Genomic DNA, 20,469 nt, shown 5'->3' on the forward strand with positions numbered 1-20,469 from the left:
TCGCATGCGAAAAAAAACTCTGTCAATCGTTATTTTACTGGTTATGTGTATTGCCCCGTCTCTCCGGGCACAGGTATCTTTCGGGTCGCCTGAAAAGATCAACGACAACTGGAAATTTATCCTGAACGATGTGCAGGACGGACAATCGGTCACGTTGGACGACACAAGGTGGCAACCCATATCGTTACCCCATGACTGGAGTGTAAAAGGTCAGTTAAGTCCTACGCTTGCCAGTTGCACGGGATACCTTCCCGGAGGTATCGGCTGGTATCGTAAAATAATCGATATTCCTGCCGACAAACAGGGACAGAAAGTATATCTCTATTTCGAAGGAGTTTATAACCGCAGCGAAGTATTCCTCAACGGGCAATCTCTTGGGAAGCGCCCTAACGGGTATATCTCGTTCATGTATGATGCGACTCCCTATATTCAATACGGTCAGGAAAACGTAATTGCAGTACGGGTCGATCACAGCCAGTATGCCGATTCACGATGGTACACCGGTTCGGGTATTTACCGCGATGTATGGGTGGTATATGCCAATCCTGTACATATTGCCCAGTGGGGTGTATATGCCTATCCCGAAGAAGTAAAGAATGGCTACCAGTTGAATGTGGAAGTCGATATTAATAGCGAAGAAGTAAATAACACTTCATTAACTATTGTGAACGAACTGTTCTCTCCGGAAGGTAAACTTGTGGCGAAAGATTCGAAGAGGCTTACCGCAAAGCCGGGCAATGACAACAAACTGATTACTTCTTTAAAGATCAATAAACCGGCACTGTGGTCCCTGTCCGATCCTAATCTCTATGAGTTGAAGACGACCATACTCAGAGATGGTGTTGAAACCGATCAGACCACAACCCGTACCGGATTCCGCACCTACACCTTCGATCCCAATAAAGGATTTGCTTTGAACGGGGAGTGGATGAAAGTGAAAGGAGTATGTATACATCATGACGCAGGTGTACTGGGTGCGGCTGTTCCCCGGGAAGTATGGAAAAGACGTTTACAGACCCTGAAAGAGATAGGGGTGAATGCAGTCCGTACGAGTCACAATCCGCAGGCCACCGATCTGTACGAACTCTGTGATGAAATGGGGATATTGGTACTCAACGAAATGTACGACGAGTGGGTATTCCCCAAACGCAAATGGATAGAAGGCTGGAATGTAGGGACTCCCGGCTTTCAGGGCTCTTATGATATATTCAAGGAATGGGGGGAGATAGATCTGGCCGACCTGGTACGGCGCGACCGGAACCATATCTCTGTTTTTGCATGGAGTATCGGTAACGAGGTGGACTATCCCAACGATCCCTATTCGCATCCGGTTCTCGGAGGAGAGAAAGCGGGATTTACGCAGGCCACCTATGGCGGATATAATCCCGATGCCCCTGATGCAATGGAACTGGGTGATATTGCAAAGCGTTTGGTCAAAGTAGTAAAAGAATACGACCGGGCACGTCCCGTGACCGCGGGATTAGCCGGAGTGGCCATGTCGAACGAGACCGAATACCCGGGAGTATTGGACATTGCCGGATATAACTATACCGAAGACCGGTACGATAGCGACCATAAGAAGTATCCCGACCGGGTGATCTATGGAAGTGAGAACCGGCACGATATGGCAGCATGGAAAGCCACGCGCGACAGGGAACATATTTTCGGCCAGTTCCTCTGGACAGGGATCGATTATCTCGGGGAGTCGGGCAGATGGCCTTCAAGAGGCTTCTATTCGGGACTGCTCGATTTCGGTGGATTCATCAAGCCCAGAGGATACTTCCGGCAGTCATTATGGTCCGACAAACCGATGGCCTATCTGGGAACATATCCCACACCGGGCAGAGGAAGCCGGAACCAGTCAAGGGACGTATTGTCGCAGACGGAAACCGGGAATGTCTCGAACTATGTGGAAAGAGCACCCTCGATGGATGCATGGCCTGTATGGAACTACAGTGAAGGCCAATCGATCCGGGTGGTATGCTATACCAATGCCGCCAAAGCAAAACTGTTGCTGAACGGGACAGAGGTCGGCGAGACAAAAGAGTATGACGACAATACCGGCATTATATTCTGGGATATCCCCTACAAAGCCGGAAAATTGGAAGTGGTGGGTATGGATAAGGATAACAACCCTGTTTCCGGCTATACCATACAGTCATCGAAACGTCCCCATGCTTTACAGGTCGTTCAGTCCGAAAAGCAGATAGATAAGGGGAGAGGGCTGACCCAGGTCGTGGTACAGGTGGTGGATGAAGACGGCATCCCGGTGATACTGTCGGACGACGAGGTTACCTGCCGGATAAGCGGTCCTGCCAAACTCCTCGGTCTGGAAGCCAGCAACAATTCCGATATGACCGACTATACCGATAACAGGCATCGCGTGTTCCACGGACGTATCCTGGCTTATGTACAGGCAACCGGTGAGCAGGGCGAAATAAAAATAGACTTTACCTCACCCTGGCTGGAACCGGTGGAAATAACAGTGACGGCTGAATAATTCATGCCTGCATCCTTTTCTTATATTTACCCGGACTTTCTCCCGTGAGTTTTATAAAAAGCCGGTTGAAATAAGAAATATTTTCGAAACCTAAGCCATACGCGACATCCTTGATATGGACATTATCGACTAACAGTCGCAGTTGGGCGTATTCAATCTTCTTTTGATTGATATATTTGCCTGGGGTACAGTTCATCTCTTTTTTGAAGAGGCGGATGAAATGATCTTTGGTCAAGAAACACATATCGGCCAAATGATTGATGTCGATCATGCTGTCAATATTTTTATGAATGTGGCGGAGAGACATAAGTATCCGCTCTTCAATATGCTCATTTTTATGAACCGCCTGCGCTAAAAAACGAGATATAATTTGTTTAATTATCGCCTGTGTCTCCATTTCAAAGGCAATGGGACTTTGCTTTTGGAGAATCATATTTTGCTCAATATTCGCCGAATTATCATAAAGGTATGGATCGTAATACTTTAATTCTCTACCCGGATTTATTTTTATCAGACGTTCAATCAATTGTATATCCAGAGGATCCGATTTGATTTCTACCGGAAAATCAAGCAAATCAAATATACTCAGGTTCTTTCCCGGATTTTCATATATATGGATATAATAAAGTTCCAAAATACCGTCGCTTTCATAGGCATGCCTTGTAAAGGAAGGAGTCATATATAAATGATCTTTTTTCAGTTCGAAGACGCCATCTTCCCTGATGATCTTTGCCGTGCCGTTTTTCACATAATGTATCCGGGTGAAAGGGCTATCGACATTCTTCCAGTTCCAGTCAGCATTATGATAGGCATAGCCCACATTCAATAAAATGAAATCTCTTCTTAATCCTTCTTTATTCATTCTCACCGCTATTTGGGCTGTAAATATAGCAATAATATCGATAAAGTGCAATTTTATATCGATAACATATAAAAAATGGGATGCTAACAATCTCTAATTTTGCACAGTGAGAATTTTACTGGTGAAAAGGAGAATTCCGTGCATGAAGACAAAGCAATTTATTGAAAAACAAGAAACTGTTTCTTTCAAGTGGCCCGCCACATTTCAATAAATGAAAATCCAAATCCATCAAAAAATGGCTAAAAAACAATGGATGAAAAAATTCAAAACAGCTTCTAATATGTGAGAATGAAAAAAGATCTATTTACGGGAAAAATGCAAGAAAGGTCATGATATATACATCCTGTATTGTGTAATAATTAATAAACTATTAAATATCAATGTTATGTGCAAGACACATTTAGTCTGTTTTTTCATCTTTTTGATGAGCGGCATTTCGGTTTTTGCTCAAAGGAGCATAACCGGGAAAGTGGTTGATGTCAATGGGGAATCGCTGATTGGTGTCAACGTGGAAGTAAAAGGCAGTTCCGTTGGTACTGTCACTGACATAGAAGGTAATTACCGGATTACGGCCGATGCCGGCAATACCTTAATATTTACCTATGTGGGTTTTATAAGTGAAGAGGTGGATGTGGCTGGCCAAGATGTCATCAACATTACGATGAAGGAGGATCATAAAATGTTGGATGAGATTGTGGTTGTGGGTTACGGCAGCATGACTCGCAAGGATGTCACCAGTTCTATTACCACCGTGAAAGCCGACAAACTGAATACCGGTGTGTATACCGACCCCGGGCAGTTGTTGCAAGGCAAGGTTCCCGGGTTAACAATTGTTCAGAGCAGCGATCCTACTTATGGAACAACTTCCATCTCTCTCCGGGGGGCCTCTTCTCTGCGTACAGGCAAAGCTATGGAACCTTATTATGTTGTTGACGGTATTCCTGACGTGTCTTTGAACCTTATAGCTCCGGAGGACATTGAATCAATTGATGTACTTCGCGACGCCTCTGCAACGGCTATTTACGGTTCTAAGGCGGCCAATGGCGTGATTGTCATCACCACAAAAAAAGGTAGCAAAACAGATCGTTCATCTGTCTCATATAGTGGTTATGTAGGATTTGACAACATAGCCAAACGCCTGGATATGATGTCGGCCAGCGATTTGCGGTCTTATGCGTCCGCCAATAACATAACACTTCCCAATGATAAGGGCTACAATACCAATTGGAATGATGAAGTGCTTCGCACGGCAGTCAGCCAAAGCCACAATGTTTCTATTAACGGAGGGAGCGAACGTTCCAGCTACAATGCCAGCTTGAATTATCTGAATAAAGAAGGTATTGTGCTCGGTACTGAATTTGAACGTATTTCAGGTCGAGCTTATGCCCAGACAAAATCTTTGAACGATCGTTTGACTTTGGATTTAAATGTCAATACCGCACAAACCAAAGGCAAGTCCGTTTCATCAAGTAAGGACGGCCAAAGTGTGTTTGATGCCATGAACTATTATTCACCCTTGCTCCCCACAAAAAATGAAGACGGATCGTGGTATAATTACACATCAGTAAACCAATATCATAACCCGCTGTCCATGATTTATGAGGACAATTATGAAACCATCAAGAAAGTACTTCAGGGAACGGGTAAGGCTTCTCTGCAAATCAACAAGGATTTATTGTGGAACCTAAACCTTTCCTATGAAAACGAACAAATCAATTACAACAACTACAACAGCACTGCCTCCCAGATAGTTACCGCGAACGGGCAGGCTTTTCGCGGAACGCTTGAAAATAAGAAAAAAGTGTTGGAAACCTATTTCAATTACGATCATACATTCGCCAATGCTCATAAATTGGGTCTGATGGGCGGTTATTCTTACGAGCAAACCGACAATAACGATGGCTATGGCCTTACCGTTTATGATTTCTATAGCGATGCCACTTCTTATTATAATCTTGGGTTTGCCAATAAAATGGATATGAGCGGCATAACGGCCTATGCACTGGAAACGCTCCGTATGATTTCTTTCTATGGCCGTTTAAACTATTCATACAATAGTAAATACATGCTCCAGGCCACTGTCCGTCGCGACGGATCATCGGCTTTCGGTAAAAATAATCGTTGGGGAACATTCCCTTCCGCATCTCTTGCATGGCGCGCAAGCGAAGAGAAATTCGTCAATGATTGGAATGTGTTTGATGATTTGAAGTTACGGGTAAGTTATGGCGTAAGCGGCAACTCTTTGGGATTCGGAGCATACCAGGCCATTCAGACCTATGGCCCTTCGGGATGGTTTACCTATACTGACTCTCAGGGAAATTCCAGCCTTTATCGCACGATAGCCGCCCAGTCAAATGCAAATCCCGATTTGAAATGGGAAAGAACGGCCATGCTGAATGCGGGCATTGATTTTTTATTTCTCAAAGGACGTCTGGGAGGCACCATTGAATACTATGACAAAAAGACAAGCGATCTGATTTATTCATACAATGTATCGACAAACCGCTATCCTTATGGTTCGATGTATGCCAATGTGGGTGATATCACCAACAAGGGGATTGAGTTTACAATCAATGCAACGCCTGTCCAACTGAAAGACTTCACTTGGGATACAAGCCTGAACCTTTCACACAATAAAAATAACGTGAAAAGCATTTCCAACAGCAAGTATTCTGTAGATTATATCTCAACGGGCAATCCGGAGATCGCCGGTTATTCCACCGCAAATATTGGACGTATCATGGAAGGCCATCCGCTCGGAACTTTCTACACATTTGAATGGGCTGGTTATAATGACGACGGCATATCAGTATTCTACAAACGTGACGCGGAAACAGGCGAGCGTACCGGTGAGACTACAACGGACCCCGTTGACTCGGACCGCACCATTACAGGCTGTGCGCAGCCCAAGTTGAGTTTGGGTTGGACAAACGACTTCAAATATAAGAATTGGAGTTTGAATATGTTCTTTACCGGAGTTTTTGGCCATAAGATTTATAATGCAACTCGCGAACAATACAGTAATGTCGCTTTCGTCACCGAAGGTCGAAATGTGTTGAAATCGGTGGCTACAGAACAAAAACCAACCGATGTCCAGTCACAGGCTCCTTCCGATCGTTGGTTGGAAAATGGAGATTATTTCCGCTTGTCGACTCTTTCTTTAGGTTATTCATTTGGAAAGTTGGGTAATTGGGTTAACTCACTCAAAGTATATGGAACCTGCAATAACTTGTTTACAATTACCGGATATTCCGGCCGTGATCCTGAAATTAATCTTGGTGGCTTGGAACCGGGAATTGACAGGCGTACTAATTATTATCCTCGTACTCGCACATTTATGTTTGGTGTAAATGTGAATTTCTAATCATCTTAAAATTGAACTTACAATGAAGAGCTATATCAAAAACACCTTACTTGCAGGTTTGCTGTTATCATCAGCCATGGCCTGTACCGATTTGGATGTAGATATCAAATCCACCTACACTTCCTATCCGAATTCCGACATTGCCACCGAAGCGAAAATGGCAGATTTATACTATGGATTCCGTGGCGCTTTGGGGCGCCGTTACACGGAAGCCGCGTGGTTGTCTTCCGATGAATTCGCGGCGGTCACTTATGGTGGCAACTGGTACGACGGGGGCAATTATGTCCACGCAACGCTCCACATGACTAACCCGGATGACGCGCATATCGATTGGCTTGGCGATATCACAGGAGTCATCACCAAGTGTAATCAGGCTATTGTGGATCTCGGAGGCGACGAGGCAAGCGATGAGTCTATCGCTCAAGCCTTGGCAATGCGCGCTTTTTATCATTTCATTTTTATGGATATGTTTGGCGATGCTCCTATCTTGGACCATGTCGTTGGAAGTGATGAGGCGATCGAACGTTCTCCGCGTGCCAAGGTGGCAGCCTTTATAGAGGAGGATCTGCTTCGCGCCATCCGTTCCGGCGGCTTGTCCGAAAATGTGGATGCTTCCACGTATGGAAAACCCACGAAATGGATGGCTGAGGCTCTCCTTGTTAAACTCTATCTAAATTGGGCTGTTTACTCTTGCGCTGATGTCGCCGACTATGAACCCACTTTGACAAACTCCAGACTTAATGATGCCGTGAGCTACTGTGATGATATAATTAACAGTGGCAAGTTTGATCTGAGCGACAGTTATCGTAAAAAATTCATGCCCGATAACGGTTATCATATTAAAGATTTCATCTACGCGATGCCTTATGATAATGCCACGGCACAAGGCATGACATACGCCCGATTCCAATTGTGGCCCAAATTCAATAATGACGGAGCGAATGGCGCCGGGTTATTCGGGATAACCCTTTCAAGGAATGCCGGTGGTATTTTCACAGTCACACCTGAAGCGGCCGATCGTTTCTCTCTGGCAGGAGACGAACGCAATGATATTATCTTAAAAGATGCGCTATTCACCTATAATATTTCCACCTTTGACAAAACCACAACGCCTTACATGTATAACGGACAGCGTGTGACGCTTAAGAAAAATATTACTTTACTCATACCCGGCGATGCTTCTATGAATGTGGGCGATGATTTTAACGGTTGGAATCAAGGTTACCGCTGTATCAAGTGGGGTATCCAGGTGGCTGATTATGAAACCTATAACCGCAACCAAAGTAACGATGTGCCTGTTCTTCGTTATGCGGATATTCTGCTGATGAAGGCGGAAGCTATTCTTCGTGGCGCCACAGCAACCAATAGCGATACTCCCATGAGCTTATTCAATCAGGTTCGCAGTTATGTAAAAGCTCCTACAATAACCACACCTCCCACTCTACAAGATATTCTTGACGAACGTGGGCGTGAGTTTTTCAGTGAGATGTGGCGCCGCAACGACTTGATTCGTTTTGGCCAGTTCGAGAATGACTGGGGGTTAAAACATGTGATAAATCCAGCCGCCAAAACTCAGAAATGGCGGCGCATCTTCCCGATTCCCACAGGTGTTATGAACTCTAATACCAATTGGGCACAAAACCCGGGTTATTAATCATTGAAGAATAGATTAACACGACTATTGTGGAATACAGGGAAATTGGGAAAACCGGCATGAAAGTCTCGAATCTCAGCTTCGGGGCTTCCTCCCTTGGGGGTGTTTTTCATCCGATCAGGGAAGAAGAGGGCATTCAGGCCGTTTATGCGGCCATCGAGAATGGCATCAATCTCATCGATGTCTCCCCCTACTACGGGTATCTCAAAGCCGAAATCGTCTTGGGCAAGGCATTAAAAAACATCAACCGCGGTAAGTATTATCTTTCCACTAAGGTAGGGCGTTACGGCAAGGATGGCATCAAGATTTGGGATTATTCCGCGAGAAGAGCGAAAGAAAGTGTTTATGAAAGTTTGGAACGTCTGCATGTCGACTATATCGACTTAATCAATGTGCATGATATTGAATTTGCCGATTTGGAACAGATTTGTGATGAAACACTTCCACTTTTGGCAGATCTCAGGAACGAAGGGGTGGTAAGACACGTGGGCATAACCAATCTGAATCTGCGTCATTTTAAATATGTAATTGACCATGTACCCCGGGGAACCGTTGAGTCTGTTTTATCTTTTTGCCATTACACGCTCAACGACGACTCTTTGGCCGATTATTTCAATTATTTCGAATCAAACCAGATAGGCATTATCAATGCCTCGCCCTACGCCATGGGATTATTGACCCAACGGGGCGTGCCCGATTGGCATCCCGCGCCGGAATCGTTGAAACGGCTTGCAAAAAAGGTAATCGGTTTTTGCGAGATGAAAGGCGTCCCGATTGAACAACTGGCTGTAAGCTTCTCTGTGTCCAATCCCCGTATTTCCACCACATTGTTCAGTACAGCCAACCCTGAAAATGTGTTGAAAACTATCCGGTATGCGAATACCCCTTTAGACATGGAATTGTTGAAAGAAGTGCAAACGATGTTCGAGCCCGGGTTTCGGGACACATGGGTTAATGACTGAAAAAATGAAAGCGATACAAATAACGGATCAAGGGAAAACGCGCGTTGTTGAAACACCCAAACCGGAGCTTATTCCCGGCCACGTATTGTTGAAAACAGGCTACGTGGGATTTTGCGGTTCCGATCTCAACACTTTCAGAGGATTGAACCCTTTGGTAAAACTTCCGGTTGTACCAGGGCATGAAATCGGTGCCCGGATAGAAGAAATGGCGCATGACGTTCCTCCTTTTTTCAAACCGGGCTTGAACGCCACAGTCAATCCTTATTCCAGTTGTGGACATTGTCCGGCTTGTGAAAACGGGCGCCCCAACGCATGTGAATTTAATCAAACATTAGGCGTTCAACGCAATGGCGCCATGGCAGAATATATTCTTGTCCCGTGGGAAAAAGTAATGGCAGACCCGGCGATTTCTGTCCGCGATTTTGCATTGGTGGAACCGATGAGCGTAGGCTTCCATGCGGTAAATCGCGCGCAAGTAACCGACATAGACACCGTTATGGTGATTGGCTGCGGTATGATTGGCATGGGAGCCATCGTGCGGGCGGCCCTCCGGGGAGCAAAAGTCATCGCCGTGGACGTTGATAACAAAAAACTGAGACTGGCCAAACGCCTGGGCGCACAATACACTATTCATTCAGTGGATGAAAACTTGCATGAGCGTACTCAGGAAATAACACGACAACGGGGCGCGGATGTGATTATAGAAGCAGTAGGCCGTCCCGAGACTTATATCGCCTCCATTTCGGAAGTGGCTTATACCGGCAGGGTGGTTTATATCGGATATGCGAAAGAAAGGATACCTTTCGACACGCAATACTTTGTCAAAAAGGAAGTAAATATAAAAGGGTCGCGAAATGCCACGCCGGCCGACTTCAAGGCGGTCATGGAATATATGAAAAAGGGTGGTTTGCCGGTGGAAGAATTGATCACGGCGGTCCATCCCCCTGAAGAGGCGCAGACTGCGTTAGAAAAATGGTCCGCTCATCCAAGTGAAGTTTTCCGGATATTAATTCGTTTTTAAAATGTTCCCGATCATCGATGCCCACGCACATCTCTGGCTGTATCAGGATACCGTGGTGGAAGGTAAGAAGATAAGGACTCTCGAGAATGGCAAATCCGAGTTTATGGGAGAAATACGGCAGATGCTTCCCCCTTTTATGATAGAAGGGCGAAATACCGCTGAGATTTTACTCTCAAACATGGATTACGCGCAAGTGTCGGCGGCAGTCATTACACAGGAGTATATCGACGGATTACAAAACGACTACCTCCTGGAAGTGCAGCAGAAATATCCGGAACGTTTCTTTTGTTGTGGAATGGTGGATGCCCGCAAACCGGGTTTCTACGCACATGCCGAAAAATTGATCAACCAAGAAGTTTTCAAAGCATTGAAAGTACCTGCCCAACGATTGATCAGCACGGGCAAGAGGGTTTGGCTTACCTCTGATGAAATGATGAAAATGTTTCGTCTGATGGAAAGAAAAGATCTCATCCTTTCGATTGACCTGGCTGACGGTGCCACACAGGTAGCCGAGATGCGGGAAGTGATCAAAGAATGTCCATCCCTTCGAATAGCGATCGGCCATTTTGGAATGGTTACCCGCAAAGATTGGCAGGAACAGATCAAACTGGCGCGGCATAAAAATGTGATGATTGAATCCGGGGGAATCACCTGGCTCTTTCATGATGAGTTTTACCCTTTCAGGGGTGCAATTCGGGCAATAAGGGAAGCCATTGAGTTGGTGGGGATAGACAAATTAATGTGGGGTTCCGATTATCCGCGCACCATTGTAGCAATTACCTATCGGATGTCTTATGACTTTATCGTCAGATCCAATTTATTGACGGAAGAAGAAAAAGCCCTGTTTTTAGGCAAAAACGCCGTCCGGTTTTACGGCTTTAAACGGTGGGTGCAGCTTCCTTACATTAAAAACATGTCGGAGTAATAATCCAAACGAATAGGAAAAATTCAACAGGAAATTCATAAACCCAGCATGACATCGGATCGTGTTGTAAATCAAGATTAATCAAATATGGAAAAGGCGAAAGGATATACACAGAAAAATCATACCATTCCAACAAAACGTTATTGCCAAACATTAGAATTAAAGGACAATCCGGAACTTATAAGGGAATATATCCTACTGCACAGCGAGGCGTACCATTGGCCGGAAATCAGAGAGGGAATCCGTTCGGTGGGTATCTTGGAAATGGAGATATACTTTTATAATACCACTCTTTTTATGATTGTGGAAACACCCCTGGATTTTGATTGGGAAGTTGCTTTTACCAAATTGGCCGAACTTCCCCGCCAAGCCGAATGGGAAAAATACATGTCTGGTTTTCAAGAAACATCATGTGACGATGATCTGTCGAAAAAATGGAAGAAAATGGAACGATTATTTCATTTATATGAATAAGGTTGAATGCATACATAATTAAAAATTTGATCCTCATGAAAAAAAGAATATCAGTAACTATGATAGGTTTGCTTTTACTCCTGTCATGCCAGTCAACAAAAAAAGAGTTTTACAACATCGATTCTGTTGCCTCTCCTAAAGGTACGGACCTATTTCAGCCAAATTGGGATAATATTGCCGAATATTATCAATTCCCGGAATGGTACGTAGATGCAAAATTCGGTATATTCATCCACTGGGGAGTTTTCACGGTTCCGGCGTTTGATAATGAATGGTATTCACGCAACATGTACCAGAAAGACCATAAAGTTTACAAGCATCATATTGAAACATGGGGGCCGCACGACAAATTCGGTTATAAAGACTTCATACCTCTCTTTAAAGCTGAACAATTTAATGCACAGCAATGGGCCGAATTATTCAAAAAATCAGGCGCGAAATATGTTGTCCCCGTAGCAGAGCATCATGACGGGTTCTCGATGTATAACAGCAGCCTGAATGAATGGAATGCTGTGAAAATGGGCCCTAAAAAGGATGTCATAGGACTCCTGAAAAATGCGGTAGAGAAAGAAGGGCTTATCTTTGGCTTATCCTCGCATAGAGCCGAAAACGCATGGTTTTTTAATGGAGGAATGGAATTCGCTTCCGATGTGCAAGATATGGACATTTCCCTCTATGGGAGGCGTTACGATGACCAGTCATATACGGAAGATTTTGCACGCGAATGGTTAACGCATGCTTATGAATTAGTCAACAAATATGAACCTAAATTATTCTATTTTGATTGGACGGTAAACAATCCCGTTTTGATGCCTTATTTTAATAAGTTCATGGCATATTATTACAACAATGCCATAGATTGGGGGCAAGGTGTTGTTGTAAATACCAAACAAGGATATCCTACCAATATACATGTGTGGGATGTTGAACGGGGGAAATCCGGTAAAATGATGCAATTTCCCTGGCAAACCGACACCTCCATTGGTAAAAGATCATGGTCACATATTGAAGGCGAAGAATACAAAACTCCTCAACAAATAGTGCATGATTTGGTGGATATCGTTAGTAAAAACGGAAACCTGTTACTCAATATAGGCCCCCGGGCTGACGGGATCATCCCTGATGAGCAGAAAAACATATTACTTTCCATTGGAGAATGGCTCAAAGTAAATGGCGAAGCTATTTACGGTACACGTCCATGGAAGAAATTCGGCGAGGGAGAGACAGAACCGGCCAAAGGCTCTTTTTCCGACAATGAGGCAACTCCTTATACGGCACGTGACATTCGTTTCACAACCAAAGGCAATGTTTTCTATGCTGTTGTACTGGATTGGGACGATGAGGGGGTACTTATCAAATCATTAAACCAAGAAACTATGGGAGATGCTGTAATTGTAGATATCAACCTGCTGGGTTCAGACGAAAGGATCAATTGGGAAACAACAGACATGGGGCTAAAGATATCTTTTCCTGAAAATAAACCTTGTAAATACGCTTATTCATTTAAAATCACTTTTGACAAAAAAGTGGGAGAACATTTGGAGTCAGAGGCTGTAAATGAAGTAATGAAGCACGGCGCATAATTCAATAGGTGAAAAAGAGACAGGGGTCCCCTTCAATAAATGAAATTCCAAATCCATCAGAAAATTGCCAACAGCTTCTATCTAATCCCGGTAATTGAACAATAAAGTTTATTCCTTTATTGGAAGGGGCATTCACCAAATAGCGTTTTTAAAGAAGAACCATCTGAATTAGCTAAAAATATTTAGGGTGGTTCTTCTTTACTTTATCCATAATAAATGATCATAAGGGTTGTAATACCAAACCTGATGAGTAATTATTAATATCGGATGAGAGAGAAAATAAAACACATCCTGGTCACATCTTGATAATCAGTCCGAGTGTTGGAAGAATTGTGCCGCTACTCTCCTCGAGCACTCTCAGTCCCTGTTTGGAAAAGTCTCCTCCCGGATCGGAAATTATGTCTCCGTTTTGATTCCTATTTGTATATATCGGAGGTCTCTGACTTTTGAAGTTGTAAACATTCTGAATGTCAACATAGAGGTTGAGCAGCCATCTATTAAAATAGAACTCCTTGTCAACCCGGACATCGAGTTGATGCGAATCGCTCAGCCTTAGCGTATTGAAGCGGGAGTAGTCAATATAAGCCTGGTTTGTCACCTCCCACGCTTCCCTATCCGATGAGAGCGATTCATCAATAGGGGAATAGGGGGCTCCTCCCGCATATCTCCATCTGGCCGCAATGTTCCAATTATTTGCGATACAATATCCCGCGATAAGATTGAGCAGGTGCCTGGTATCCCATGAAGAGGGACGATAAACCAGGTTATTATCGGTAAATTCACTCCTGAACCATGTATAGGTAGAGGTAAGATTGAGATTTTCCCATTCTGTGATTTTATACATGATCTCTATACCGTAAGCTCTTCCCTTGCCCGCGGAAATAATCTCCTCGTCGCCTACCTGTCCGTAATCGGTGCCTTTGCTGGCGATGCTCAAACCGTCTACAAGCGAGAGCGGGTATTTGTCATAATGCTTATAGAATCCTTCCATTGTCCATCGCATATTTTCATGCGGACGATGTTCGAAACCCACCACCAGTTGATCGGAGACTATATATTTTAAATTTTCATTGCGGTTTACAAATTTACCTTCTCCATCTTTGAATCCCATTGTCGTATAGGCCGGTTGGGCAGTATAGCGTCCGAGATTTGCATTGATACTCCAGCGTACCGACAAGGAATAGGAGGCAGACAATCTCGGAGAAAGTTGATTCAACGGATTCCGCATATTCTCATTGAAATTATTTCCTACCGCATTAAGTCCAAAGGAGAGCTTCAGGCGGCTGTCGATATACTCGTCAGAGACCTGCGCGAACAGTTGATAACCCAAAAGGTTTAGTGCTGTATTATACCGTAGTTCGGTCACCCTACCCTTTCTGTATAAACGTCTGTAAGTGTCATTTACATAGCGAGAGTAGCGTAATCCTCCTCCTACTTTAAGTTGTACCGGCAGGGATCGGAAATCACGTTCAAAACGAAGTTTATTTTCAGCTTCGTCCGAGAGGTAGTCTGATGTCTTTTGTTTTGATTCATTGTTGTCTTCAAACTTGTAATTCTTATTGCGAAGCATATTCCTGCTGAGTACCCATGTGTCGAGATGGTTATCACTAAAACGTTTATAGACCGCACCTACCGTGTAATTCCATTGTTCATAGATTGGCAGGTAGTTGAGAATATACTTTTGGCTTTCGGTGCCGGTTGTTTGAAGCTCTTTGTTCAATGTCATATGATCAATCGCTCCGATTCCGATAAACGTAATTTCGTTTTTCCTGTTGATGTCATATTTATATTTTACCTGAAAATCATTATAGGTAGGCAAGAATGGCAATTTAAGTGCCTTGAATAGTAATTGCAGGTAAGACTGCCGTGCCGACACGATGAAGGTGGCATTGTCCCCGGCAGGACCATCGATTGTCAATGCTGCATCAGAAGCACCAACCGATAGCTTTGTATGAATACGATCCTTGCTACCCTCTTTTTGTCGTATCTCCATCACCGAACTCAAAGCGTTCGCACGGTTGGCAGGAAAGGCCCCGGTATAAAAATCTATTTCACGCACAAAATCGGGATTTATCACTCCGATGGCTCCCCCTGATGATCCTTGCGTGGAAAAGTGGTTGATTACCGGGATTTCAATTCCGTCGAGATAAAAGACATTCTCGGAAGGTCCTCCGCCGCGTACAATAAGATCGTTCCTGTTAGGATCCATGGCTCCGACTCCCGGCAGTGTTTGCAATGCCTTAGACACATCACGGTTAACCCCGGCACTTTTTTCTATCTGCTGCACATTCACAAAAAAAGAGGAGACTGGACTTTCAATACGGCGCGTCTCAAAATTGGGGCGTACGACCACTTCTTTTAATGCAATTTCGTCTTCAGCCAGCGCTATATCGATGAACGCCGTTTGGTTTCCCTGTACCTGAATTTCAGGAGAAACTACACTTTTGAAACCGACTGAGCTCACGATAAGCCTGAAGAATCCGGGATTTACCTCCTGAAGGGAGAAGACTCCCGTACTATCGGATACTGTCCCACGGTCAGTCCCCTGTAGCAGTATTGTCGCATACTCAATAGGTTCATTGGTAGCACCATGATATATCCGTCCGGCAATCGCGCCTTTTTGTGCAGACACATTGCATGCTGCCAAAAGGAAAAAGAGAATTCCTGTCAATCTATGCATTTTGCCGGGATTTATCTTACTGCCACCACCTGTTCGAACTAGAGAACAAAATACAACCCTACTTTGTTTGAAAATTGAAACTCTTTCTCTTTTAATCACTCTTCGAGGAGTTGCTTTTTTAACATCAAAACACGGCAAGGATACTATTAGTATTGCAGAATGAATAAAAATCGGCTATTTTTACCGAATATTTTTATGTATCTTTGTTTTAGAGGATGGAGAACAGGAGCTAGCATACGCAAAATGGTTTGTGACAGCCATAAACCGAAATCTATTGTCTTCACTGAATACTATAAACCTTTCAATTGTAAATATGAAAAATTTAATCGGATTAGTGCTTGTAACATTGTGCCTATGCGCTTGTAACAACAATCAAATTTCGAAAAACGAAAGAGAGGTCTATTTGTTCTCTTATTTTAAAGGGAATGGAGACGGATTGCATTTGGCTTACAGTGAGGATGGGCTTAAATGGGAAGCTTTATTTGACGACTCTATTTTACTGAAGCCCGAAATAGGAAAAGATAAACTGATGCGCGACCCGAGTATTGTGCAGGATGATGAGGGTACTTTCCACATGGTATGGACTACAGGTTGGTGGGATCAGGGTATTGGTTATGCCTCATCCGAAGATCTTATACACTGGTCCGCACAACAAAATATCCCGGTGATGGGAAAATTTGAAGGGACAAGGAACAGTTGGGCACCTGAGCTTTTTTACGATAGGAAAGAAAAAACATTCTATATCTTCTGGGCATCCACCATCCCCGGAGCCTTTCCCGAACTACCAACCTCCGAAAGTGAGAAAGGCCTTAACCACCGGCAGTACTATATAACTACCAAAGATTTCAAAACATTCAGTGAAACCAAACTCTTTTTTAACCCCGGCTTTAGCGTAATAGACGGAGCCGTATTGGAAAAAGATGGTCTATACTATCTGTTTGTCAAGAATGAAAATTCTGCTCCTGCCGAAAAAAATATCCGTGTCACCTCTCATACAAAACCGTATGATTTTCCTGCCGAAGTATCTGAACCTATTACCGGTGATTATTGGGCGGAAGGACCTGCTCCTCTTCTGATAGGAGATTATGTGTATGTCTACTTCGATAAATATACGCAAGGAAAATATGGAGCTGTACGTTCAAAAGATATGCAGCATTGGGAAGATGTATCCGTTTCTATCTCCTTTCCTGACGGAATAAGGCATGGAACGGCGTTCAGAGTGTCAGAGAGTGTACTTGTCAAGCTGAAAAACAGGTTCTCAAAATAAAATAATCGTATGAAGACAATTTCTTATATAGCCTTATGCTTTGCCTTGTCCTCTACAATCGTACTACCGTCATATGCACAGACAAAAGCGGATGAAGAAGCAATAAGGGCTGTAGCCGACAATATCCTGGCGCAACCCGTAACCCAATTTGTGGGAGTGGATGACGGTACCGTATATCATAGTACAGTGGAGATACCCAAGGGGAAAGATGTACGTTTCAAAAGTCCGCTCACCGAATGGCATTATTCAAACGGTGTGCTGGATATGGTTTAATAATACGCAATGAATCTGAAGAGCTCTGAGGGGAATAGAAAACTTTGAGATCAGGCATTCCAAAATTGTTAGGATAATGATACAAAAAGCAGTAGTCATAGGGATATTACTCCCGCTTTTATTGATGGGGTGCTCTTCCTCTGTAGGATCCGCATATGACACTGATTGGCCTGAGATAACCAACGAGTGTAAACCCTGGACACGTTGGTGGTGGATGGGAAACGATGTGGACTCTGTAACCCTTGCATACAATCTGGAAGCGTTAAGTAAAGCCGGTATCGGAGGTGTGGAAATTACCCCTATCTACGGTATAAAAGGCCGTGAAGCCTATTATCTGGACTACCTCTCACCTGAATGGATGAGTATACTCGATTTTACTATCTCCGAAGCTACCCGTTTGGGAATGGGTGTAGATATGAATAACGGTACAGGATGGCCTTTTGGTGGTCCCGAGGTGAGCCTGGAAGATGCCGCAACTATGGCTATATTTGAAGAATACCGGCTCAAAGGAGGGCAACCACTCAATGAACCGGTCATGGTGCGGGACAAAAGGCAAAAAGCGTTTGCCCGGTTAGATAAACTTATTGCATACTCGCCGGATGGGGAGAAAGTGGATATCACGGATAAAGTATCGGCGGAAGGGAAGCTTGACTGGCTTGCTCCGCAGGGAAAAGATTATAAACTGATTGCCCTGTTTTTAGGAAAGACACGGCAACAGGTAAAGAGAGCTGCTCCGGGAGGAGAGGGTTATGTCATCAACCACTTCGATAAAAGGGCGGTTATGCGTTATCTCGGAAAATTCGATACTGCTTTTGCCGAAAACAATACCCCTTTCCCCAATACCTTCTTCAACGATTCGTATGAAGTGTACGGCGCAGACTGGACACCGGAACTGTTGGACGAATTTGAAAAAAGGAGAGGATACGAACTGCAGGATTATTTCCCTGAACTTCTGGCGAACGGAGCGACGGATATCTCCGCACGAGTCATTACTGATTACAGGGAAACCATCGGAGAATTGCTGAAAGAGAATTTCACGCTGACATGGACGGAATGGGCCCACGCACATGGAGTAAAAACAAGGAATCAGGCACACGGATCACCGGCAAACCTGCTGGATCTTTATGCATCTGTAGATATACCCGAATGCGAATCGTTCGGTATCACCAATTTCGATATCCCCTATTTGAGGAAAGATTCCATCCGTAAAGAGAACGATAGTGACCCGACTATCCTCAAATATGCTTCGTCTGCAGCCCATGTGGCAGGAAAGCCCTATACCTCTTCCGAAACATTCACCTGGCTGACCGAACATTTCAGGACTTCCCTCTCCCAATGTAAACCGGAGATCGATCAGATGTTTATCTCAGGGGTAAACCGTGTCTATTTCCACGGCACCACCTATTCCCCTAAGGATGCCGCATGGCCGGGTTGGAAATTCTATGCATCGGTGGATATGTCGCCCACCAATACCATATGGAAAGATGCTCCCGCTTTTTTCAATTATATAGCACGGATACAATCATTCCTCCAAATCGGAAAGCCTGATAACGATTTTCTGCTGTATCTCCCTATCTACGATATCTGGGAAGCACAACGCGATCACTATTTCACCACATTCGCCATTCACGGTATGCGGGAGAGACTGCCCGATTTTTGCGATGCAGTGGAAGAGATCATGGAATGTGGCTACGATCTCGATTATATCTCCGACCATTTCATCGGGACAACCTCCGTTGAAAACGGATTGCTGAAGACAGAAGGAGGAACAACATACAAAGCCCTGATATTGCCGGCTGTAAAATATATCCCTGCTGAAACAATGGAACAGATAAAAAAACTGACAGAACAAGGGGCAACCGTGATCTTCGCAGAACATTATCCTTCCGATGTCCCGGGACTGTCGCAGCTGAAGGAAAGGAGAGAGCGGTTCAATATCTCGCTGTCCCAATTTCCACAGGTTAGGGCCTTCGAGAATATGTCTGTCCGTCCATTGGGGAAAGGAACCGTTATTACCGGAACCGATTACCGGGAAATGGTTGCAAAATGGAAAGAAAACGAAGAAACTTTTGTATCGGAACAAGGCGGACAACTGATCCGGCGCTCGCATGAAAACGGACATGTCTACTTTTTCTCCATGTTACATAATAACTCCGTCGACGGGTGGATAACGCTGGGGGTAAAGGCAGGAAGCGCCATATTCTTCGATCCGATGACCGGGAGAAAGGGGCAAGCCGCCATACGACAAAATAATGGCAGAACACAGGTGTACATGCAGCTCAAACCCGGGGAATCCATTATCCTGAAAACATTTTCCGGGAAGAACACCATCACCGGGGAGTGGGCATACTATCAACCCACGGGAAAACAGATTGATCTCAACAATGGCTGGGAGTTAAGCTTCGAAGAGAGCGAACCGGCGGTGGCCGAACAGTTTCATCTCGATACGCTCACTTCATGGACGAATCTTGATAATGACATCCTGAAAAAGAATATGGGTACAGGACGTTATCGTTTGACATTCGATTTCACCAAAGAACCCGGACATGAATACCGTATTTCTCTGGGTGATGTGCGGGAAAGTGCCCGGCTAAGAGTAAACGGGAAAGACGCAGGTACATTGTTTGCCGTACCGTTCGAAGCAATGATCGGTTCGTTCCTGCATGACGGGGAAAACACCATAGAGATCGATGTGACGAATCTTCCGGCAAACCGCATCGCCGATTATGACCGCCGGGGCGTGGATTGGCGCATTTTTCACGAGATTAATTTTGTAAGCATAACATATAAACCTACCCTGTTCGACCACTGGGATGTCGTTCCCTCCGGTTTATTAGACCCGGTAATCATTCAGGAACTTAGACCCAAATAATTTTTATATGATTAAAACTATTTCCGGGGTGT

The 20,469-nt window shown here is 44.4% G+C and carries 13 protein-coding genes; 11 read left to right on the top strand and 2 right to left on the bottom strand.

From position 1 onward, the window contains the following. Window positions 1-4: 4 nt before the first annotated feature. Complete coding sequence (locus F597_RS0100880) at window positions 5-2,500, top strand: glycoside hydrolase family 2 TIM barrel-domain containing protein (RefSeq protein WP_026326978.1); 2,496 nt, start codon at window positions 5-7, stop codon at window positions 2,498-2,500. 1 nt (window position 2,501) lies between these two features. Here the strand turns inward: F597_RS0100880 and F597_RS0100885 are convergent, their stop codons facing one another. After that, on the bottom strand, window positions 2,502-3,362 hold the full coding sequence (locus F597_RS0100885) for a helix-turn-helix domain-containing protein (RefSeq protein ID WP_026326979.1): 861 nt from the start codon (window positions 3,360-3,362) through the stop codon (window positions 2,502-2,504). Between the two features lie 385 nt (window positions 3,363-3,747). On the opposite strand from F597_RS0100885, the gene F597_RS0100890 reads away from it, so the two are divergent. The 7 genes from F597_RS0100890 to F597_RS0100920 all read left to right on the top strand — a co-directional run bounded on the left by F597_RS0100890 (window position 3,748) and on the right by F597_RS0100920 (window position 13,345). Beyond that, window positions 3,748-6,726 (top strand): SusC/RagA family TonB-linked outer membrane protein, encoded by a 2,979-nt coding sequence (locus F597_RS0100890; RefSeq protein ID WP_044059913.1) that lies wholly within the window; start codon window positions 3,748-3,750, stop codon window positions 6,724-6,726. A gap of 22 nt (window positions 6,727-6,748) precedes the next feature. Beyond that, window positions 6,749-8,380 (top strand): RagB/SusD family nutrient uptake outer membrane protein, encoded by a 1,632-nt coding sequence (locus tag F597_RS0100895; protein ID WP_019537822.1) that lies wholly within the window; start codon window positions 6,749-6,751, stop codon window positions 8,378-8,380. A gap of 29 nt (window positions 8,381-8,409) precedes the next feature. Then, window positions 8,410-9,342, top strand: a complete 933-nt coding sequence (locus tag F597_RS0100900) for an aldo/keto reductase (RefSeq protein WP_026326981.1) — start codon at window positions 8,410-8,412, stop codon at window positions 9,340-9,342. Window positions 9,343-9,346: 4 nt separating this feature from the next. Continuing rightward, window positions 9,347-10,363, top strand: coding sequence for a zinc-binding alcohol dehydrogenase family protein (locus F597_RS0100905; protein ID WP_019537824.1), 1,017 nt, complete (start codon window positions 9,347-9,349; stop codon window positions 10,361-10,363). Window position 10,364: 1 nt separating this feature from the next. After that, window positions 10,365-11,288 carry an amidohydrolase family protein gene (locus F597_RS0100910; protein WP_019537825.1) on the top strand — a complete coding sequence of 308 codons (924 nt, stop codon included), beginning with the start codon at window positions 10,365-10,367 and terminating at the stop codon, window positions 11,286-11,288. Between the two features lie 87 nt (window positions 11,289-11,375). After that, the gene (locus tag F597_RS0100915) at window positions 11,376-11,762 is read left to right on the top strand and encodes an L-rhamnose mutarotase (protein WP_019537826.1); all 387 of its coding nucleotides are present in this window, start codon (window positions 11,376-11,378) and stop codon (window positions 11,760-11,762) included. A gap of 35 nt (window positions 11,763-11,797) precedes the next feature. Continuing rightward, window positions 11,798-13,345, top strand: a complete 1,548-nt coding sequence (locus tag F597_RS0100920; protein WP_026326982.1) for an alpha-L-fucosidase — start codon at window positions 11,798-11,800, stop codon at window positions 13,343-13,345. A 295-nt stretch (window positions 13,346-13,640) separates the two neighbouring features. Here the strand turns inward: F597_RS0100920 and F597_RS0100925 are convergent, their stop codons facing one another. Further along, window positions 13,641-16,025, bottom strand: coding sequence for a TonB-dependent receptor (locus tag F597_RS0100925; RefSeq protein WP_026326983.1), 2,385 nt, complete (start codon window positions 16,023-16,025; stop codon window positions 13,641-13,643). Window positions 16,026-16,338: 313 nt separating this feature from the next. On the opposite strand from F597_RS0100925, the gene F597_RS0100930 reads away from it, so the two are divergent. The 3 genes from F597_RS0100930 to F597_RS0100940 all read left to right on the top strand — a co-directional run bounded on the left by F597_RS0100930 (window position 16,339) and on the right by F597_RS0100940 (window position 20,437). After that, window positions 16,339-17,292 carry a glycoside hydrolase family 43 protein gene (locus F597_RS0100930; protein WP_026326984.1) on the top strand — a complete coding sequence of 318 codons (954 nt, stop codon included), beginning with the start codon at window positions 16,339-16,341 and terminating at the stop codon, window positions 17,290-17,292. Between the two features lie 9 nt (window positions 17,293-17,301). Continuing rightward, window positions 17,302-17,565, top strand: a complete 264-nt coding sequence (locus F597_RS0100935) for a hypothetical protein (RefSeq protein WP_019537830.1) — start codon at window positions 17,302-17,304, stop codon at window positions 17,563-17,565. 76 nt (window positions 17,566-17,641) lie between these two features. Next, window positions 17,642-20,437: an alpha-L-rhamnosidase gene (locus F597_RS0100940; RefSeq protein ID WP_019537831.1), complete on the top strand. Its 2,796-nt coding sequence runs from the start codon at window positions 17,642-17,644 to the stop codon at window positions 20,435-20,437. The last annotated feature ends 32 nt before the right edge of the window (window positions 20,438-20,469 follow it).

The sequence above is a fragment of the Proteiniphilum acetatigenes DSM 18083 genome (assembly GCF_000380985.1).
GTDB classification, from domain to species: Bacteria; Bacteroidota; Bacteroidia; order Bacteroidales; family Dysgonomonadaceae; genus Proteiniphilum; species Proteiniphilum acetatigenes.

What these genes read in the sequence shown, in the direction of transcription:
- F597_RS0100880 (WP_026326978.1), top strand. Translation starts at nt 5, where the DNA reads ATGCGAAAAAAAACTCTGTCAATCGTTATTTTACTGGTTATGTGTATT.
- F597_RS0100885 (WP_026326979.1), bottom strand. Translation starts at nt 3,362, where the DNA reads ATGAATAAAGAAGGATTAAGAAGAGATTTCATTTTATTGAATGTGGGC.
- F597_RS0100890 (WP_044059913.1), top strand. Translation starts at nt 3,748, where the DNA reads ATGTGCAAGACACATTTAGTCTGTTTTTTCATCTTTTTGATGAGCGGC.
- F597_RS0100895 (WP_019537822.1), top strand. Translation starts at nt 6,749, where the DNA reads ATGAAGAGCTATATCAAAAACACCTTACTTGCAGGTTTGCTGTTATCA.
- F597_RS0100905 (WP_019537824.1), top strand. Translation starts at nt 9,347, where the DNA reads ATGAAAGCGATACAAATAACGGATCAAGGGAAAACGCGCGTTGTTGAA.
- F597_RS0100910 (WP_019537825.1), top strand. Translation starts at nt 10,365, where the DNA reads ATGTTCCCGATCATCGATGCCCACGCACATCTCTGGCTGTATCAGGAT.
- F597_RS0100915 (WP_019537826.1), top strand. Translation starts at nt 11,376, where the DNA reads ATGGAAAAGGCGAAAGGATATACACAGAAAAATCATACCATTCCAACA.
- F597_RS0100920 (WP_026326982.1), top strand. Translation starts at nt 11,798, where the DNA reads ATGAAAAAAAGAATATCAGTAACTATGATAGGTTTGCTTTTACTCCTG.
- F597_RS0100925 (WP_026326983.1), bottom strand. Translation starts at nt 16,025, where the DNA reads ATGCATAGATTGACAGGAATTCTCTTTTTCCTTTTGGCAGCATGCAAT.
- F597_RS0100930 (WP_026326984.1), top strand. Translation starts at nt 16,339, where the DNA reads ATGAAAAATTTAATCGGATTAGTGCTTGTAACATTGTGCCTATGCGCT.
- F597_RS0100935 (WP_019537830.1), top strand. Translation starts at nt 17,302, where the DNA reads ATGAAGACAATTTCTTATATAGCCTTATGCTTTGCCTTGTCCTCTACA.
- F597_RS0100940 (WP_019537831.1), top strand. Translation starts at nt 17,642, where the DNA reads ATGATACAAAAAGCAGTAGTCATAGGGATATTACTCCCGCTTTTATTG.